Genomic DNA, 16932 nt, shown 5'->3' with positions numbered 1-16932 from the left:
CCGACATGCAATTGATCTGGCTGCGCAGCGATCTGCGCCTACATGACAACACCGCCCTGAGCGCCGCTGCCCAGCGGGGCGCGGCCGTAGCGGTGTATCTGCTGAGCCCGGAGCAGTGGCTGGCCCATGACGATGCACCGTGCAAGATCGATTTCTGGCTGCGTAACCTGCAGTCGCTGAGCACCGCCCTGGGCCGCCTGAATATCCCGCTGCTGATCCGCAGCGCCGCCACCTGGGAGCAGGCGCCTCAGGTCCTGCTGGAGCTGTGCCGGCAATTGCAGGTGCAGATGCTGCACTTCAACCAGGAATACGGCATCCACGAAAGCCGCCGCGATGCGGCCGTGACCCGGGCCCTGCAACACGCCGGAATCAGCGTCCAGGGTCATCTCGACCAATTGCTGTTCCAGCCCGGCAGCGTACTGACCAAGAGCGGCGGCTACTTCCAGGTCTTCAGCCAGTTTCGCAAGGTCTGCTACAGCCGCCTGCATACCGCACTGCCGGCCCTGGTGAAGGCACCCGGGGCTCAGTTGCCGCTGTCGATCAACGCCGATCCGCTCCCGCAGCGGGTCGAAGGCTTTCCCAGCCCCACCCAAGCCCTGCGCGAGCTGTGGCCCGCCGGCGAGGACGAGGCACAAAGGCGCCTGGAGCAGTTCAGCGATGAACAGATCCACTACTACCAGAGCGAACGCGACTTCCCGGCCAAACCCGGCACCAGCCAGCTTTCGCCCTACCTCGCCGCCGGCGTGATCTCGCCCCGCCAGTGCCTGCACGCCGCCTTGCGCGGCAACCAGGGCGAGTTTGAAAGCGGCAGCCCCGGGGCCGTCACCTGGATCAACGAGCTGCTCTGGCGCGAGTTCTACAAACACATCCTGGTGGGCTACCCACGGGTGTCCCGGCACCGGGCCTTTCGCCCGGAAACCGAGGCGGTGAAATGGCGCCATGCCCCCGAGGAACTGGCGGCCTGGCAGGAGGCCCGCACCGGCCTGCCGATCATCGATGCCGCCATGCGCCAGCTGCTGGAGACCGGCTGGATGCATAACCGCCTGCGCATGGTGGTGGCGATGTTCCTGACCAAGAACCTGCTGATCGACTGGCGCGAGGGCGAGCGTTTCTTCATGCGCCACCTGATCGACGGCGACCTGGCGGCCAACAACGGCGGCTGGCAGTGGAGCTCGTCCACCGGCACCGATTCGGCGCCCTACTTCCGCATCTTCAACCCCATCAGCCAGTCGCAGAAGTTCGACAGTGAGGGGCGCTTCATCAAGCACTGGCTGCCGCAACTGGCGGGGCTGAACAAAAAAGATATCCACAACCCGGCGGCCATGGGCGGCCTGTTCGGCGTGCCTGGCTACCCGGCGCCGATCGTCGATCTTTCACGCTCCCGGGAGCGGGCCCTGGCGGCGTTCAAGGCACTGCCCGCGCGAATGGATGCAGGGGTGAGCCATGAGTGACTTTCTCGACAACTTCGCCCGGGAGTTCGCCGCCCTCGACCGGCACAATCTCGACCGACTGGAGCAGCTCTACAGCGATGACATCCAGTTCACCGATCCTCTGCACGAGGTCCAGGGGCTGGCCCAGTTGCGCGGCTACTTCGCCGAGCTCTACGCCAACGTCCGTGAGCTGCGCTTTGAATTCCACGGCAGCGACCTGTGCGCCGAGGGCCAGGGCTACCTGCGCTGGACCATGAGCTACCGCCACCCGCGCCTCAACGGCGGCGGCCTGATCCAGGTGGCGGGCTGCTCGTACCTGCAATGGCGCGACGCCAGGGTCTACCGCCACCGCGACTATTTCGACGCCGGTGCCCTGCTCTATGAACACTTGCCGCTACTCGGGGCGATGATCGCCTGGCTGAAACGGAGGCTCGGATGAAGCCTGCCATGCCACGAAGGGTCTGGCTCACCGGTGCCAGCAGCGGCATCGGCGCAGCCCTGGCCGAAGAACTGCTCAAGGCCGGGGCCCAGCTGGCGCTCAGCGCCCGTTCCCGCGAGCCCCTGGAGGCCCTGGCCAAGCGCTATCCGGGCCGAGTGCTGGTGGTGCCCGGCGACCTCACCGATGCCTTGCAGGTACGCGAGATCGGCAAGCGCATCGCCCAGGCCTGGGGCGCCCTGGACACGGTGATCCTGAATGCCGGGACCTGCGAATACATCGAGGTACAGCAGTTCGACGCAGCGCTGATCGAACGGGTGCTGAACACCAACCTGCTGGCCGCCAGCTACTGCATCGAGGCCGCACTGCCGCTGTTGCGCGCAGGCAATCGCCCGTACCTGGTGGGCGTGGCCAGTTCGGTGACCTGTTTGCCACTGCCCCGGGCCGGTGCCTATGGCGCCTCCAAGGCGGCGCTGCGCTATCTGCTGCAGTCCCTGCGTATCGATCTTGCTGCCGAAGGCATCGACGTGACCCTGGTCAGCCCGGGTTTTGTCGACACGCCACTGACCGCACGCAACGATTTCCCGATGCCCATGCGCTGGACCGCCGAACAGGCCGCCCGGCATATCCACCGGCATCTGGGCAGGCGCCCCCTGGAGATCGCCTTCCCAGGTCTGTTCATCTTCGGCCTCAAGCTCTTGGCCTGGCTGCCCGGCCGCCTGCAACTGGGCATTGCCAGGCGCCTGGCCCGTAGCGGGGAAACATCGTGAAAATCGCCATCATCGGCAGCGGCATCGCTGGCCTGACCTGCGCCTATGTGCTCAACCGCCGGCATGACATCCGGGTCTACGAGGCCGGCAGCTGGATCGGCGGCCATACCCACACCGTGAACGTCAGCCTCAATGGCGAGACCCAGGCCGTGGACACCGGCTTCATCGTCTTCAACGACTGGACCTACCCCAACTTCATTCGCCTGCTGAAGCAGCTCGGGGTGCGCTACAAAGCCACCGAGATGAGCTTTTCGGTGTGCGACCCAGCCTCCGGGCTGGAGTACAACGGCAACAACCTCAACAGCCTCTTCGCCCAGCGGCGCAACCTGCTGTCACCGGGGTTCTGGGGCATGCTGCGGGACATCCTGCGCTTCAACCGGGCCTCCCAGCAGGACCTGCTGCAACAACGCATCGCCGCCGACACCACCCTGGGCCAGTACCTGCAAAGCCAGGGCTACGGCGAGCGTTTTATCCGCCACTACATCGTGCCCATGGGCGCAGCGATCTGGTCGATGTCGCCGGGGCAGATGCTCGGTTTCCCTTTGCAGTTCTTCGTGCGTTTCTTCAAGAACCACGGCTTGCTCTCGGTGAGCAACCGCCCGCAATGGTGCGTGATCGAAGGCGGCTCCAGCCGTTACATCGAGCCGCTGACCGCAAGCTTTCGCCAGCACATCCGTCTCGACTGCCCGGTGCGGCGGGTCGAACGCGATGAGCAGGGCGTACTTATCCACAGCGACGCCGGCAGCGAGCGCTTCGACAAGGTGGTGTTCGCCTGCCACAGCGACCAGGCCCTGCAACTGCTATCCAGCCCGAGCCTCGCTGAACAGGAAATCCTCCAGGCCCTGCCCTACGCCGACAACGACGTGGTGCTGCACACCGATACCCGCCTGCTGCCACGCCGGCGCCTGGCCTGGGCCAGCTGGAACTACCGCCTCGACGCCAGCGCCGAAAAGGCCGCAGCCGTGACCTACGACATGAACATTCTCCAGGGCCTGCAAAGCAGCAGTACCTTCTGCGTCAGCCTCAACCAGAGCGCCGCCATCGACCCTTCGAAGATTCTTGCCCGCTACACCTACGCCCACCCGCAATACAGTCTCGGCGCGCTGGCCGCACAAGCGCGCTGGGGCGAACTGCAGGGCGCGCACCACAGCTTCTATTGCGGAGCCTACTGGGCCAACGGCTTCCATGAAGACGGCGTGGTCAGCGCCTTGCGCGTGGCCCAGGCCTTTGGAGAGCAACTGTGAACAGCGCCCTGTACAACGGCTGGATCAGCCACCGGCGCTTCGCCCCCAAGGACCATGCCTTCCGCTACCGGATCGGCCTGCTGTACCTGGACCTGGACGAGCAGGAAGCGGTGCTGGGGCTCTCGCCCCTGGCAGGCCGCAGCCGTTTCGCACCCTTCGCCTTCCGTGAAAGCGACTACCTGCCGACCTTCACCGGCCAGGGCATGCGCCTGATCGACGCGGTACGCCAGCAGGTGGCCGCGGCCATCGGCCACGCTCCCAGCGGCGCAATACGCCTGCTGACCCAGGTGCGCAGCTGGGGGCTGGCGTTCAATCCGGTGAGCTTCTTCTATTGCTTCGAGGCCAACGGGCAATTGGCGGCGATTCTCTGCGAAGTCACCAACACCCCCTGGCGCGAGCGCTATCACTATGTGCTACCGGCCCGCCCGGGCACTGCCACAACGCCCGAGCACCAGCACTTCGCCGTGGCCAAGGCCTTCCACGTATCGCCATTCCTGCCCCGGGATCTGGAGTACCGCATGAGCTTCAGCCCGCCGGCCGAGCGGCTGGGCGTGCACATGGCCGACTGGCAGGGCGAGCTCAAGGTGTTCGACGCCACCCTCAACCTGCAACGCCAGCCTCTGGATCGACGCAGCCTGCACCAGTACCTGCGACATTTTCCATGGATGACCGCCAAGACCTGCCTGGCGATCTACTGGCAGGCCCTGCGCCTGGCCGCCAAGGGCATGCGCTTTTTTCCCCATCGGGCCGCCGTTGGCGCCTATCGCACAGCCGTCGTACAACCCAAGGATCGCCGCCATGAAATCCTCTAGCATCTCGGCCAGAACCCCCTTGCTCAGCACCCACAGCCTCACCGCCAGCCTGCTGCGCCGTGGCGTGCTGCGACAACTGGCGCAGCTCAGGCACGGCCAACTGGTGGTCTGCGAAGAGGGCGAACGCCTGGTGTTCGGCAGCAGTGGTGCCGCCCTGCTGGGGGAAATCCACATCCACGACTCCAGCGCCTGGGGCCTGGTGGCCAGCAGCGGTTCGATCGGCGCCGGCGAGGCATTCATCCACGGCTACTGGAGCACCCCGGACCTGACCGCGGTGATCCGCGTGTTCGTCAGCAACCTGGACGTGCTGGACGCCATGGAAGGCGGCCTGGCGAAACTGGGCCGGCCGCTGATCCGCGGCCTGCACTGGCTCAACCGCAATACCCGCAAGGGCTCGCAGAAAAACATCGCGGCCCACTACGACCTGGGCAACGAGCTGTTCGAGCAGTTCCTCGACCCCACCATGATGTACTCCGCCGCGCAGTTTCGCAGCGCCGAAGACAGCCTGGAGCAGGCCCAGCTGAACAAGCTGCAACGCATCTGCCAGAAGCTGGCGCTCAAGCCCGAGGACCACCTGCTGGAGATCGGCACCGGCTGGGGCAGCATGGCCCTGTATGCCGCGCAACACTACGGCTGCCGGGTGACCACCACGACCCTGTCCAGGGAGCAGTTCGCCTATACCCGGCAGCGGATAGAGGCCGCCGGCCTGCAGGACCGGGTAACCCTGCTGCTGGAGGATTACCGCGACCTGCGGGGCCAGTACGACAAGCTGGTGTCGATCGAGATGATCGAAGCCGTGGGCCACCGCTTCCTGCCCACCTACTTCAAGCAATGCGCGCACCTGCTCAAGAGCAACGGCCTGATGCTGCTACAGGCCATCACCATTCGCGACCAGCGCTATGAGCAGGCGAAAAATGGCGTGGATTTCATCCAGCGCTACATCTTTCCCGGTGGCGCCCTGCCCTGCGTACAGAAGATGCTCGAAGTGGTCAGCCGCGACACCGACATGAACCTGCTACACATGGAGGACTTCGGCCTGCATTACGCCCGCACCCTGCGCCTGTGGCACGAGAACTTCCGCCGCGCCCATGGCCGCCTCGGCGAACTGGGCTACGACGAATACTTCCTGCGGCTCTGGGAGTTCTACCTGTGCTATTGCGAAGGCGGCTTCCTGGAACGCAGCATCGGCACCGCCCAACTGCTGCTGGCCAAACCTGCGGCCGCGCCACAACCGCTGCTCGGGCGCCTCGATGCCTAGGCAACTGGTCAATGCCCTGCTGTTCCAGCTGGGCTGGTTCATCTGCGTGCTCAGCGGCGACAGCCTCTGGCTGCTGCTGGGGGTGGCGATCCTGCTGGCGCATCTGCACTGGATCGGCCGCTGGGCCGACGAAGGCCCGATGATCGTCGGCATTGCCCTGATCGGCATCGCCCTGGACAGCTTCCTCAGTTGGCTCGGGGTGTTTCAGTTCCAGCAAGTCAGCCTGCTGGTGCCCTTGTGGCTGATGCTGCTCTGGGCCCTGCTGGCCACCACACTGCGCCATGGCCTGGCCTGGAGCGCCCGGCCCTGGTGGCTGGGGTGTGTGCTGGGGGCATTGGGCGGGCCGCTTTCCTACTACGCCGGGGGGCGCCTGGCGGGAGTGACCTTTCCCTACGGCACCGGCCCCACCCTGCTCGGCCTGGGGCTGCTCTGGGCGCTGCTATTGCCGCTGCTGCACGTGCTCGCGCGGCCGGCCCCGCAAGAGCCGCCACTGGTCACCGGAGACTGAGCATCCGTCCGGGCTTTAACACAGCCCGGGCTCACTGCCTTACACTGCGCGCCTATGACCACCATCCCCGTTACCTCCATCGCCGCCGAACCCGCCGTCAGTTGCTCCACCTGCGCCGCCTGTTGCTGCCAGCTGGAGGTCATGCTGATCACCGACACCGGGGTGCCCGAGCGTTTTATCGATACCGACGATTGGGGAGGGGAAGTCATGCGCCGCCTGGATGACGGCTGGTGCGCGGCGCTGGACCGCGACAGCATGCGTTGCAGCATCTATGAGCTGCGGCCGCTGATCTGTCGCGAGTTCGAGCTGGGCGAGGCCGATTGCTTGAGCGAACGCCGGGGAATTGCCACGGCGTATCGCTGATAGCGGCCTCAGAGCGGCATCGTGTAATGCAGAGCGTAGCTTTCGATACCGTCGTTGGGGGTCTTGATGCCGGCGTTGGAGTAGTGCGTGGCGCGGATACCGACTTCATGGCCACCGGCGAAGCGCAGGCCGAAACCGATGCGGTCTTCGAACTGGAAGGATGACCCCAGCTTGTTGTCCTCGACCTGGGTATGGGCAAAGGCCGCTACCCCGATGCCGGCCTCGATGTAGGGCTTGACGCTGGCCCCGGCGAATTCGTAGACCAGCACCGGGGAGAACGACAGGCTGTGGTTGCTGGAGGTCTTGTCGCCATCCCAATAGGTGTAGGCGCCGCTCCAGTAACCTGTGAGACGGCCGACGTCACTTTGCAGCCAGCTCTTGTCCCAATCCCATTGCATACCCAGCCGATAGGCCTGGGTCGAATCGCCAGTTTGCCCCACGGAGAACTCGACTCCGGCCGCCTGCGCGGAAAAACTGTGCCCCAACAACCCGGCCGCAAGTGCAGCCAAACACAACAGTCGCTTCATCAGGAACATCCTTTTCGAACGGTTTTATATGGTGTTGTACAACCCTGTGGATAGGCTATAGAAGCCAGCGCGCATTCAGAAGTTCAGCGCCAGCGAAGGGATTTTTCACGATTTTTTCACAACTGCAAAGGCAGGACTTCAGCAGACTCTTTCCACAACAGAGGCAGCACCCGGGCAAAGTGCGGGACATCGCCACTGGTCCAGAAACAGGTTTCCCGGGCTGGCCCCTGGGCGCGCAGATCGCCTTCGTCGAGCAGCCGCTGCAATTGCCGGGCAACCGCGGCGCCGGTATCGATCAGGCTGATGGGCCCGGGCAGCATCTGCGCCAGCAGCGGCTTGAGAAACGGATAATGGGTGCAGCCCAGGATAATGGTGTCGCAGCCGGCAGCCAGCAGAGGCTCGAGGTAGCCGTGCAACAGTTGGCGCAGAGCGGCACTGTGCAAGTCGCCATTCTCGATCATCTCCACCAGCCCCGGGCAGGGCTGCGTGACGACCTTCACATCAGTGGCGAAACGGTCGAGCAAGGCGGCAAACTTGGCACTCTGCAAGGTGCCGGTGGTGGCCAGCACCCCGACCACGCCGCTGCGGGTCGCGGCCGCCGCCGGCTTGACCGCAGGCTCCATGCCAACGATGGGCCAGTCCGGATAATCGCGGCGCAGGTCGGCCACCCCGGCCACGGTAGCAGTGTTGCAGGCCAGCACCAGAGCCTTGGCGCCCTGTTCACGAAAGAACCGGGCCATCAGGCTGCAACGCTGGCGAATGAACTCCGGGGTCTTTTCGCCATAGGGAATATGCCCGCAGTCGCCGAAATACAGCAGCGACTCGTGGGGCAGCAACTGTTGTATTTCCGTCAGCACCGAGAGGCCGCCGACGCCGGAGTCGAACACCCCGATCGGCGCTTCACTCACGATGGGTACCACAGACGCTGCACCCCGGATCGCGCTTGACCCGCAACTCGCGAAAGCGCGTGCCCAGGGCATCGATCAACAACAACCGGCCCACCAGCGGCTCGCCAAACCCGGCCAGCAGTTTCAGGGCTTCCAGGGCCTGCAGGCTGCCCACGGTGCCCACCAGCGGGCCGAGCACCCCGGCTTCGCTGCAGGTCAGTTCGGCTTCGCTGCCATGCCCGTATAGACAGTGGTAGCAAGGGCTTTCCGGGCGCCGCGGGTCGAAGACCGACAATTGCCCTTCCAGGCGGATCGCCGCACCGCTGACCAGGGGCTTGCCGGCCGCCACGCAAGCGGCGTTCACCGCCTCGCGGGTACTGAAGTTGTCGGAGCAATCGAGCACCAGGTCCACCGCCGCCACGGCAACGGCCAGGGTATCGACATCCAGCGCCTGACGATGGGGTACCAGGCGGACCTCCGGGTTGAGGGCAGACAGGCGACTGATGGCCGAGTCCACCTTGCTGACCCCGACGCTGTGGCTGTCGTGGATGATCTGCCGTTGCAGGTTGGTCAGGTCCACGCTGTCGAAGTCGGCCAGGTGCAGCTCACCAACCCCCGCCGCCGCCAGGTACAAGGCTGCGGGAGCACCGAGACCGCCGAGGCCGACGATCAGCACGCGGCTTTCCTTGAGGCGCAGCTGGCCGTCGATATCGACATGCTGCAACAGAATCTGTCGGCTATAGCGCAACAGCTCCTGGTCGGTCAGCACGGCCGGCACCCGAGGCTAATGCGCTCATGTCCACCGAGGTCGACCCGGCTGTGGACTTCGATGAAACCCTGGGCAGCCAGCAACTCGCGGACCGCCGCGGCCTGATCGTAACCGTGCTCCAGCATCAGCCAGCCACCGGCCTCCAGGTGCTGCGGAGCCTGGGCGACGATCAGCCGCAGGTCGTCCAGGCCATCCTTGCCCGCCACCAGGGCGCTTTCCGGCTCGAAGCGCACGTCGCCGGCCACCAGATGGGGGTCGGCTTCGGCAATGTAGGGCGGGTTGCTGATGATCAGATCAAAGCGCCGGGACTCGATGGAGCTGAACCAGTGGCTGCTGAGCACGCTGACGTTGTCCAGTTGCAGGCGCTGGCGGTTGCGTTCGGCCAGGGCCACGGCTTCCAGTACCCGGTCCACCGCCGTGACCTGCCAGGCCGGGCGCTCGCTGGCCAGGGCCAGGGCGATGGCACCACTGCCGGTGCCCAGGTCAAGGACCGTGGCTGGGGTCGCGGGCAACAGTTCCAGCGCCGCTTCCACCAGTAGTTCGGTGTCGGGGCGCGGGATCAGGGTGTGGGGCGCCACCTCCAGGTCGAGCTTCCAGAAGCCCTGCTGGCCAAGGATATAGGCCACCGGCTCGCCGGAGCGGCGTCGCTGCAGGTAGTCGGTGAACACCAGGGCCGCCTCGCTGGGCACGATGCGCTCCGGCCAGGTGTGGAGAAAGCTGCGGGGCTTGCCCAGGGCCGCGGCCAGGAGCAGCTCGGCATCCAGGCGCGGGGTCGGCGAGTCGGGCAGTTGGGCTGCGCGCAGCAGGCTGGCGATGATGGTCATTTACTCACCCAATGCCGCAAGTTGATCGGCCTGATATTCAGCCAGCAACGGCTCGATGACGGCTTCCACGCCCCCGGCGAGGATTTCGTCCAGGGAATACAGGGTCAGGTTGATGCGGTGATCGGTGACCCGGCCCTGGGGGAAGTTGTAAGTGCGGATGCGCTCGGAACGGTCCCCCGAGCCCACCAGCAACTTGCGCTCGCTGGCAATGGCATTGGCCGCGGCACTGGTCTGCTGGTCGTTGAGCTTGGCCGACAGCCAGGACATGGCCCGCGCCCGGTTCTTGTGCTGGGAACGCTCTTCCTGGCACTCCACCACGATCCCCGAAGGGATGTGGGTGATGCGGATCGCCGAGTCGGTCTTGTTCACGTGCTGGCCACCGGCACCCGAGGAGCGATAGGTGTCGATGCGCAGGTCCGCTGGGTTGATCTCGATGGCTTCCTGTTCATCCGGCTCGGGCAGTACTGCCACGGTGCAGGCCGAAGTGTGGATGCGGCCCTGGGATTCGGTGGCCGGCACTCGCTGCACGCGGTGCGCGCCGGATTCGAACTTCAGCTTGCCGTAGACGCTCTCGCCTTCGACCCGGGCAATGACTTCCTTGTAGCCGCCGTGCTCACCCTCGTTTTCCGAGAGGATCTCCAGCCGCCAGCCGCGCCGCTCGGCGTAACGGGAATACATGCGGAACAGGTCGCCGGAGAAGATCGCCGCCTCGTCGCCGCCGGTGCCGGCACGGATTTCCAGGAATACGTTGCGCCCGTCGTTGGGGTCCTTGGGCAGCAGCATGCGCTGCAGGCTGCTTTCCAGTTCGGCCAGTTGTTCCTTGGCCTCGCGCACTTCCTCGGCGGCCATTTCCCGCAGGTCCGGGTCGTTGTCCTTGAGCAGCGCCTGGGCGCCTTCAAGGTCCGCCTGGACCTTGAGCACCTGTTTATAAGTAGCCACGATCGGCTCGACTTCCGCGTATTCCTTGGAGTAGGCGCGGAACTTGGCCTGATCGGAAATGACCTCAGCATCGCCGAGCAAGGCGGTCAGTTCCTCGAAACGATCCTGGAGAATGTCCAGCTTACTGAGCAGTGACGCTTTCATTACGGGGTTTTATCCGATGAGCCCTCACCGAGGGCAAAGAGTTCTTGGGCCATGGCCAGCGCATCGAGGCGGCCTTCGGCGGAGAGCTTTTTCAACTGCACGCTCGGCGCGTGCAACAGTTTATTGGTCAGGCCGCGGGCCAACTGGGCCAGCACGTCCTCGGCGCCGCTGCCGTTGGCCAGCATGCGCAGGGCTTTCTGCAGTTCTTCATCGCGCAGGCGTTCGCTCTGCTGACGATAGGCCTTGAGCACATCCACCGCCGCCAGTTCCCGCAGGCGCACCATGAAATCCTCGGCGCCGATGTTCACCAGTTCCTCGGCGGCCTGGGCCGCGCCCTGGCGGCTCTTGAGGTTTTCTGCCACCACTTCGTGCAAGTCGTCGACGGTATAGAGGTAAACGTCGTCCAACTCGCCGACTTCTGGCTCGATATCCCGGGGAACGGCGATGTCCACCATGAAAATCGGCTTGTGCTTGCGCAGCTTCAAGGCACTTTCCACTGCGCCCTTGCCGAGGATCGGCAACTGGCTGGCGGTGGAACTGATGACGATGTCGCTGTGCACCAGTTCCTGGGGAATATCCGAAAGCAGCACGGCATGGGCACCGAATTGCTCCGCCAGGAGGCTGGCGCGCTCCAGGGTACGGTTGGCCACGACGATACGCTTGACTCCCAGGTCGTGCAGGTGCCGGGCCACCAGGGTGATGGTCTCCCCGGCGCCGATCAGCAGGGCCTGACTGCGTTGCAGGTCGCTGAAAATCTGTTTCGCCAGGCTCACCGCGGCGAAGGCCACGGACACCGGGTTCTCACCGATGGCGGTGTCGGTGCGCACCTGCTTGGCGGCGCTGAATGTGGCCTGGAACAGCCGGCCCAGCAGCGGCCCGACGGTGCCGGCCTCGCGGGCCACGGCGTAGGCGGACTTCATCTGCCCGAGAATCTGCGGCTCGCCCAGTACCAGCGAATCCAGCCCCGACGCCACCCGCATCATGTGACGAACTGCCGCATCGTCCTCATGCACGTAGGCACTGGCGCGCAGCTCGTCTAGGCTCAAATGGTGATATTCCGCCAGCCAGCGCAGCACCACATCCGCAGAAAGATGATCCTGTTCTATATAGAGCTCACTGCGATTGCAGGTGGAGAGGATCGCAGCTTCGCGGCTGTCGGTGAGTCGGCAGAGCTGCTGCAAGGCCTCAACCAACTGCTCAGGGGTAAAGGCCACGCGCTCGCGGACGTCTACAGAAGCAGTCTTGTGGTTAATACCGAGTGCAAGGAAGGCCATTCAAGGTCGCTGATGATGTCGAGAAGCCGGCAATTGTCCTACTTCGCCCGACTCAGAACAACTACCGCCGACTATTGTCCTAGTTTTGTGCCAAAACTCGCCGAGCGAAGATCAGGCAAGGCGAAAACAGGCGAGGAAGCGGAGTTTAGGAGCCTAAATGAGCATTCCGAGCCTGTTTCTGCGTAGCGCCAAGGCCGCCCAGCGCGCAGCATGGTCGAAGCGCAGGCAGTTTTCGCGCAGAAACTAATAGACTGCCTCTGTTCTGGCATCCCGTTGAGTCTCGGTTATGTTTGGCCGAAGGCTTGTGTCATGATGATCCGACCGCAGGTTAGTCGCCCTCTTCCTATATGAATAGATCTTCCGCGTTGCTCCTCGCCTTTGTCTTCCTCAGCGGTTGCCAATCTCTGGCACCCGTTTCATCGGACGCTACGTCGCCGGTGGAAGACAGCACCTCCGCCCCTGAAAAGCCCAAGGTCTATTCCTCGTTCAGCGAAGACACCGTCTTCAGCCTGCTGAGCGCTGAACTCGCGGGCCAGCGCAATCGTTTCGACATTGCCCTGGACAACTACGTGACCCAGGCCATCAACACCCAGGATCCGGGCATCTCCGAGCGGGCCTTTCGCATCGCCGAGTACCTAGGCGCCGACCAGGCTGCCCTGGACACATCGCTGATCTGGGCGAAAAACGCCCCCGACGACCTGGAAGCGCAGCGAGCCGCCGCGATCCAGCTGGCCCGGGCCGGGCGCTATGACGACTCGATGGTCTATATGGAGAAGGTCCTGCAAGGCAAGGGCGATACCCACTTCGACTTTCTTGCCCTGTCCGCAGCCGATACCGACCAGGACACGCGCAACGGCCTGATGAAAAGCTTCGACCGCCTGCTGCAGAAACACCCGCACAACAGCCAGTTGATTTTCGGCAAGGCCTTGCTCATGCAACAGGACGGCGACGCCAAGGAAGCCCTGGCCCTGCTGGAACAGAACCCACCGGAAGACGGTGAAGTTGCGCCATTGCTGCTGCGCGCCCGCCTGCTGCAAAGCCTGAACCGGGGTAAAGAAGCCCTGCCGCTGCTGGAAAAAAGCATCCGCAAGTACCCGGACGACAAGCGCCTGCGCCTGACCTACGCCCGCATGCTGGTGGAGCAGGACCGCATGGAGGATGCCAAGACCCAGTTCTCCAGTCTGGTCCAGCAATATCCGGAAGATGACGAACTGCGCTATTCACTGGCACTCGTCTGCCTGGAGGCCAAGGCCTGGGAAGAAGCCAAGGGCTACCTGGAAGACCTGATTGCCCGTGAAAGCCACGAAGACTCCGCACACCTGAACCTGGGCCGGATCGCCGAAGAACTCAACGACCCGCAAGGGGCCTTGATCGAATACGGCCAGGTCGGCCCGGGCAATGACTACCTGCCCGCACAGTTGCGCCAGGCCGATATCCTGATGAACAACGGCCGCACCGACGAGGCGCAAAAGCGCCTGGTGGCGGCCCGCGACGCCCAACCCGACTACGCCATCCAGCTGTACCTGATCGAAGTCGAGACCCTGTCGGCGAACAACCAGGGCGAGCGCGCCTGGAAAGTCATCCAGCAGGCCCTGCAGCAATACCCCGACGACATGAACCTGCTGTACACCCGTGCCATGCAGGCGGAAAAACGCAATGACCTGGCGCAGATGGAAAAGGATCTGCGCCTGATCATCCAGCGCGAACCGGACAATGCCATGGCATTGAACGCCCTGGGCTACACCTTGTCTGACCGCACCACACGCTATGCCGAAGCCAAGACCCTGATCGAGCAAGCCCACCAGCTGACTCCGGAAGACCCGGCCGTCCTCGACAGCCTGGGCTGGGTGAATTTCCGCCTGGGCAACCTGGACGAAGCCGAACGCCTGCTGCGCCAGGCCCTGGAACGCTTCCCCGATCAGGAAGTGGCGGCGCACCTGGGTGAAGTGCTGTGGAACAACGGCAAGCAGCGCGAGGCCAAGCAGATCTGGAGCAAGTTCCTCAAGGATCAGCCCGACAGCCCCGTGCTACGCGGCACCATCAAACGCCTGACCGGATCAGAGACTCTTTAAGACCATGTTTTTGCGCCACTTTATCGTTTTCAGCTTTATCGCCCTGCTGGCCGGCTGCGCCGGCTTCGGTGCCCGCGAGTCCGTCCAGGGCCAGGGCAACCCTGCGCAATGGCGCTTGCACAAGGATCAACTGACCGGCCTCGACGGCTGGCAGATCAACGGCAAGATCGGCATTCGTGCCCCCAAGGATTCCGGCAGCGGCACGCTGTTCTGGCTGCAACGCCAGGACTACTACGACATCCGCCTGTCAGGCCCGCTGGGCCGTGGCGCCGCACGACTCACCGGTCGTCCCGGCCAGGTCAGCCTGGAAGTGGCCAACCAGGGTCGCTATGAATCCGCAAGCCCGGAAACCCTGCTGGAAGAACAGCTGGGCTGGAAGCTGCCGGTCTCGCACCTGGCCTGGTGGGTTCGCGGCCTGCCCGCGCCCGACAGCAAAAGCCGCCTGACCCTGGACGGCGACAGCCATCTGGCGAGCCTGGAGCAAGATGGCTGGCAGGTGGAATACAGCAGCTACTCGCAGCAGAACGGCTATTGGCTGCCCGAGCGGATCAAACTGCACGGCAGCGACCTTGACGTCACCCTGGTGATCAAGGAATGGCTGCCGCGCAAGCTGGGGCAATGAAATGTCCGTGGAAAAACTGACCCTGCCCTCCCCGGCCAAACTCAATCTGATGCTGCACATCCTCGGTCGCCGTGAAGATGGCTATCACGAGCTGCAGACCCTGTTCCAGTTTCTCGACTACGGCGATGAAATCACTTTCGCCCTGCGCGATGACGGCGTGATTCGCCTGCACACCGCGTTCGAAGGCGTGCCCCACGACAGCAACCTGATCGTCAAGGCAGCGAAGAAACTCCAGGAACAATCGGGCTGCACCCAGGGCATCGACATCTGGATCGACAAGATCCTGCCCATGGGCGGCGGCATCGGCGGCGGCAGTTCGAATGCCGCCACCACCCTGCTGGGCCTCAATCACTTGTGGCAACTGGGCTGGGACGAAGACCGACTGGCTGCACTGGGGCTGACCCTGGGCGCCGATGTTCCGGTTTTCGTCCGCGGGCATGCTGCCTTCGCCGAAGGTGTGGGGGAAAAACTGACCCCTGAATATCCCGAAGAACCCTGGTATCTGGTACTGGTCCCGCAAGTGTCTGTTAGTACAGCAGAAATTTTTTCAGATCCTTTGTTGACACGGAACACCGCGCCCATTAAAGTGCGCCCCGTTCCCAAGGGAAACAGCAGAAACGACTGCCTTCCGGTAGTCGCAAGGCGTTATCCAGAAGTACGTAACGCATTGAATTTGCTAGGTAAATTTACCGAAGCAAAACTGACTGGAACTGGAAGTTGTGTGTTTGGGGGCTTCCCAAGCAAAGCTGAAGCTGATAAAGTCTCGGCCCTTCTTACAGAGACCCTTACAGGGTTTGTAGCCAAAGGAAGCAACGTTTCGATGTTGCATCGCAAGCTGCAAAGTCTGCTCTAAAGGAACCGAGTGCCAGGCATTCGAAGCAACAGATACAGGGGCGTCGCCAAGCGGTAAGGCAGCAGGTTTTGATCCTGCCATGCGTTGGTTCGAATCCAGCCGCCCCTGCCATTTTCCTATACTCATCCAGGTATACCCTCAGCCTTCAGGTACTGCGCGTGTCCAAGATGATGGTCTTTACGGGGAACGCTAACCCCGATCTGGCTCGGCGTGTCGTACGTCAGCTGCATATCCCTCTCGGTGACATCTCTGTTGGAAAATTTTCCGACGGCGAAATTACTGCCGAGATCAATGAAAATGTCCGCGGTAAAGACGTCTTCATTATTCAGCCGACTTGCGCTCCGACCAACGATAACCTGATGGAACTCGTGGTGATGGCCGACGCCTTCCGCCGTTCCTCAGCTACTCGTATCACTGCTGTTATTCCTTATTTTGGTTATGCCCGTCAGGATCGCCGTCCGCGTTCCGCACGTGTGGCTATCAGCGCGAAAGTCGTCGCTGACATGCTCACCGTAGTCGGCATCGACCGTGTTCTCACGGTTGATCTGCATGCTGACCAGATTCAGGGCTTCTTCGATATTCCGGTAGATAACATCTACGGCTCCCCGGTTCTGGTGGATGACATCGAAGATCAGCGTTTCGAAAACCTGATGATCGTGTCCCCGGACATTGGCGGCGTCGTGCGTGCACGTGCCGTGGCCAAGTCCCTGGGCGTTGATCTCGGGATCATCGACAAGCGTCGTGAGAAAGCCAATCACTCCGAAGTGATGCATATCATCGGCGACGTCGAAGGACGCACCTGCATTCTGGTCGATGACATGGTCGATACCGCCGGCACCCTGTGCCACGCGGCCAAGGCCCTGAAAGAGCATGGCGCAGCCAAGGTCTTTGCCTACTGCACACACCCTGTGCTGTCGGGTCGGGCCATCGAGAACATTGAAAATTCCGTGCTGGACGAGCTGGTGGTGACCAACACCATCCCGCTGTCCGCTGCAGCACAAGCCTGTGCGCGTATCCGTCAACTGGATATCGCACCGGTAGTTGCCGAGGCGGTTCGCCGTATCAGCAACGAAGAATCGATCAGCGCGATGTTCCGCTAGGGCCCGTCCCTGGCAGAACATCCCGATGACGAAAAGCGCCCCGTCCCAACCTGTGTTGGGACGGGGCTTTTTTGCCCATATCGCCTTTAGCGCTGGTCGC

At 63.5% G+C, this 16932-nt stretch carries 18 protein-coding genes and 1 tRNA gene; 13 read left to right on the top strand and 6 right to left on the bottom strand.

The genetic code is table 11. From position 1 onward, the window contains the following. Positions 1-5: 5 nt before the first annotated feature. The 8 genes from phrB to BM382_RS07360 are packed head-to-tail and all read left to right on the top strand — an operon-like array spanning position 6 to position 6821. Entirely contained in the window at positions 6-1451 is a 1446-nt protein-coding gene (phrB, locus tag BM382_RS07395) for a deoxyribodipyrimidine photo-lyase (RefSeq protein WP_019095045.1), read from the top strand. Beyond that, positions 1444-1869: a nuclear transport factor 2 family protein gene (locus BM382_RS07390; protein WP_011063395.1), complete on the top strand. Its 426-nt coding sequence runs from the start codon at positions 1444-1446 to the stop codon at positions 1867-1869. The genes phrB and BM382_RS07390 overlap by 8 nt, the downstream gene beginning before the upstream one ends. Further along, on the top strand, positions 1866-2636 hold the full coding sequence (locus BM382_RS07385) for an SDR family NAD(P)-dependent oxidoreductase (RefSeq protein WP_065365196.1): 771 nt from the start codon (positions 1866-1868) through the stop codon (positions 2634-2636). Before BM382_RS07390 ends, BM382_RS07385 begins: the two co-directional genes overlap by 4 nt. Next, the gene (locus tag BM382_RS07380) at positions 2633-3880 is read left to right on the top strand and encodes an NAD(P)/FAD-dependent oxidoreductase (RefSeq protein ID WP_011063397.1); all 1248 of its coding nucleotides are present in this window, start codon (positions 2633-2635) and stop codon (positions 3878-3880) included. The genes BM382_RS07385 and BM382_RS07380 overlap by 4 nt, the downstream gene beginning before the upstream one ends. Next, on the top strand, positions 3877-4692 hold the full coding sequence (locus BM382_RS07375) for a DUF1365 domain-containing protein (RefSeq protein WP_011063398.1): 816 nt from the start codon (positions 3877-3879) through the stop codon (positions 4690-4692). The genes BM382_RS07380 and BM382_RS07375 overlap by 4 nt, the downstream gene beginning before the upstream one ends. After that, the gene (locus tag BM382_RS07370) at positions 4679-5950 is read left to right on the top strand and encodes an SAM-dependent methyltransferase (protein WP_019095041.1); all 1272 of its coding nucleotides are present in this window, start codon (positions 4679-4681) and stop codon (positions 5948-5950) included. Before BM382_RS07375 ends, BM382_RS07370 begins: the two co-directional genes overlap by 14 nt. Continuing rightward, on the top strand, positions 5943-6458 hold the full coding sequence (locus BM382_RS07365) for a DUF2878 domain-containing protein (RefSeq protein ID WP_072442504.1): 516 nt from the start codon (positions 5943-5945) through the stop codon (positions 6456-6458). The genes BM382_RS07370 and BM382_RS07365 overlap by 8 nt, the downstream gene beginning before the upstream one ends. Positions 6459-6512: 54 nt before the next feature. Beyond that, on the top strand, positions 6513-6821 hold the full coding sequence (locus BM382_RS07360) for a YkgJ family cysteine cluster protein (protein WP_011063401.1): 309 nt from the start codon (positions 6513-6515) through the stop codon (positions 6819-6821). A gap of 8 nt (positions 6822-6829) precedes the next feature. Here the strand turns inward: BM382_RS07360 and BM382_RS07355 are convergent, their stop codons facing one another. From BM382_RS07355 to hemA, 6 genes are all read right to left on the bottom strand, one after another. Then, a complete protein-coding gene (locus BM382_RS07355; protein ID WP_015636972.1) occupies positions 6830-7348 on the bottom strand; it encodes an acyloxyacyl hydrolase in 519 nt (172 codons plus the stop codon). Between the two features lie 116 nt (positions 7349-7464). Continuing rightward, on the bottom strand, positions 7465-8256 hold the full coding sequence (gene murI / locus BM382_RS07350; RefSeq protein WP_072442502.1) for a glutamate racemase: 792 nt from the start codon (positions 8254-8256) through the stop codon (positions 7465-7467). After that, positions 8249-9004, bottom strand: a complete 756-nt coding sequence (locus BM382_RS07345; RefSeq protein WP_072442936.1) for a molybdopterin-synthase adenylyltransferase MoeB — start codon at positions 9002-9004, stop codon at positions 8249-8251. The genes murI and BM382_RS07345 overlap by 8 nt, the downstream gene beginning before the upstream one ends. Further along, positions 8998-9828, bottom strand: coding sequence for a peptide chain release factor N(5)-glutamine methyltransferase (prmC, locus tag BM382_RS07340; RefSeq protein WP_015636975.1), 831 nt, complete (start codon positions 9826-9828; stop codon positions 8998-9000). The genes BM382_RS07345 and prmC overlap by 7 nt, the downstream gene beginning before the upstream one ends. Continuing rightward, entirely contained in the window at positions 9829-10911 is a 1083-nt protein-coding gene (prfA, locus tag BM382_RS07335; RefSeq protein WP_011063406.1) for a peptide chain release factor 1, read from the bottom strand. It abuts the gene before it with no gap. Beyond that, on the bottom strand, positions 10911-12185 hold the full coding sequence (gene hemA, locus BM382_RS07330; protein WP_011063407.1) for a glutamyl-tRNA reductase: 1275 nt from the start codon (positions 12183-12185) through the stop codon (positions 10911-10913). The genes prfA and hemA overlap by 1 nt, the downstream gene beginning before the upstream one ends. A gap of 347 nt (positions 12186-12532) precedes the next feature. Between hemA and BM382_RS07325 the strand changes: the two genes are divergently transcribed. The 5 genes from BM382_RS07325 to BM382_RS07305 all read left to right on the top strand — a co-directional run bounded on the left by BM382_RS07325 (position 12533) and on the right by BM382_RS07305 (position 16832). Beyond that, positions 12533-14257, top strand: a complete 1725-nt coding sequence (locus BM382_RS07325; RefSeq protein WP_011063408.1) for a tetratricopeptide repeat protein — start codon at positions 12533-12535, stop codon at positions 14255-14257. Positions 14258-14261: 4 nt separating this feature from the next. Further along, complete coding sequence (gene lolB, locus BM382_RS07320; RefSeq protein ID WP_019095037.1) at positions 14262-14879, top strand: lipoprotein insertase outer membrane protein LolB; 618 nt, start codon at positions 14262-14264, stop codon at positions 14877-14879. Position 14880: 1 nt separating this feature from the next. After that, positions 14881-15732, top strand: a complete 852-nt coding sequence (ispE, locus tag BM382_RS07315) for a 4-(cytidine 5'-diphospho)-2-C-methyl-D-erythritol kinase (protein ID WP_072442501.1) — start codon at positions 14881-14883, stop codon at positions 15730-15732. A gap of 36 nt (positions 15733-15768) precedes the next feature. Then, positions 15769-15843 (top strand) — tRNA-Gln (locus BM382_RS07310). Positions 15844-15890: 47 nt separating this feature from the next. Then, the gene (locus BM382_RS07305; protein ID WP_003171603.1) at positions 15891-16832 is read left to right on the top strand and encodes a ribose-phosphate pyrophosphokinase; all 942 of its coding nucleotides are present in this window, start codon (positions 15891-15893) and stop codon (positions 16830-16832) included. The last annotated feature ends 100 nt before the right edge of the window (positions 16833-16932 follow it).

The sequence above is a fragment of the Pseudomonas sp. NFPP25 genome, from assembly GCF_900116505.1.
Classification (GTDB): Bacteria; Pseudomonadota; Gammaproteobacteria; order Pseudomonadales; family Pseudomonadaceae; genus Aquipseudomonas; species Aquipseudomonas protegens.
Note: the sequence above shows the minus strand (reverse complement) of the source record. Positions and strands in the feature narration are given on the sequence as shown.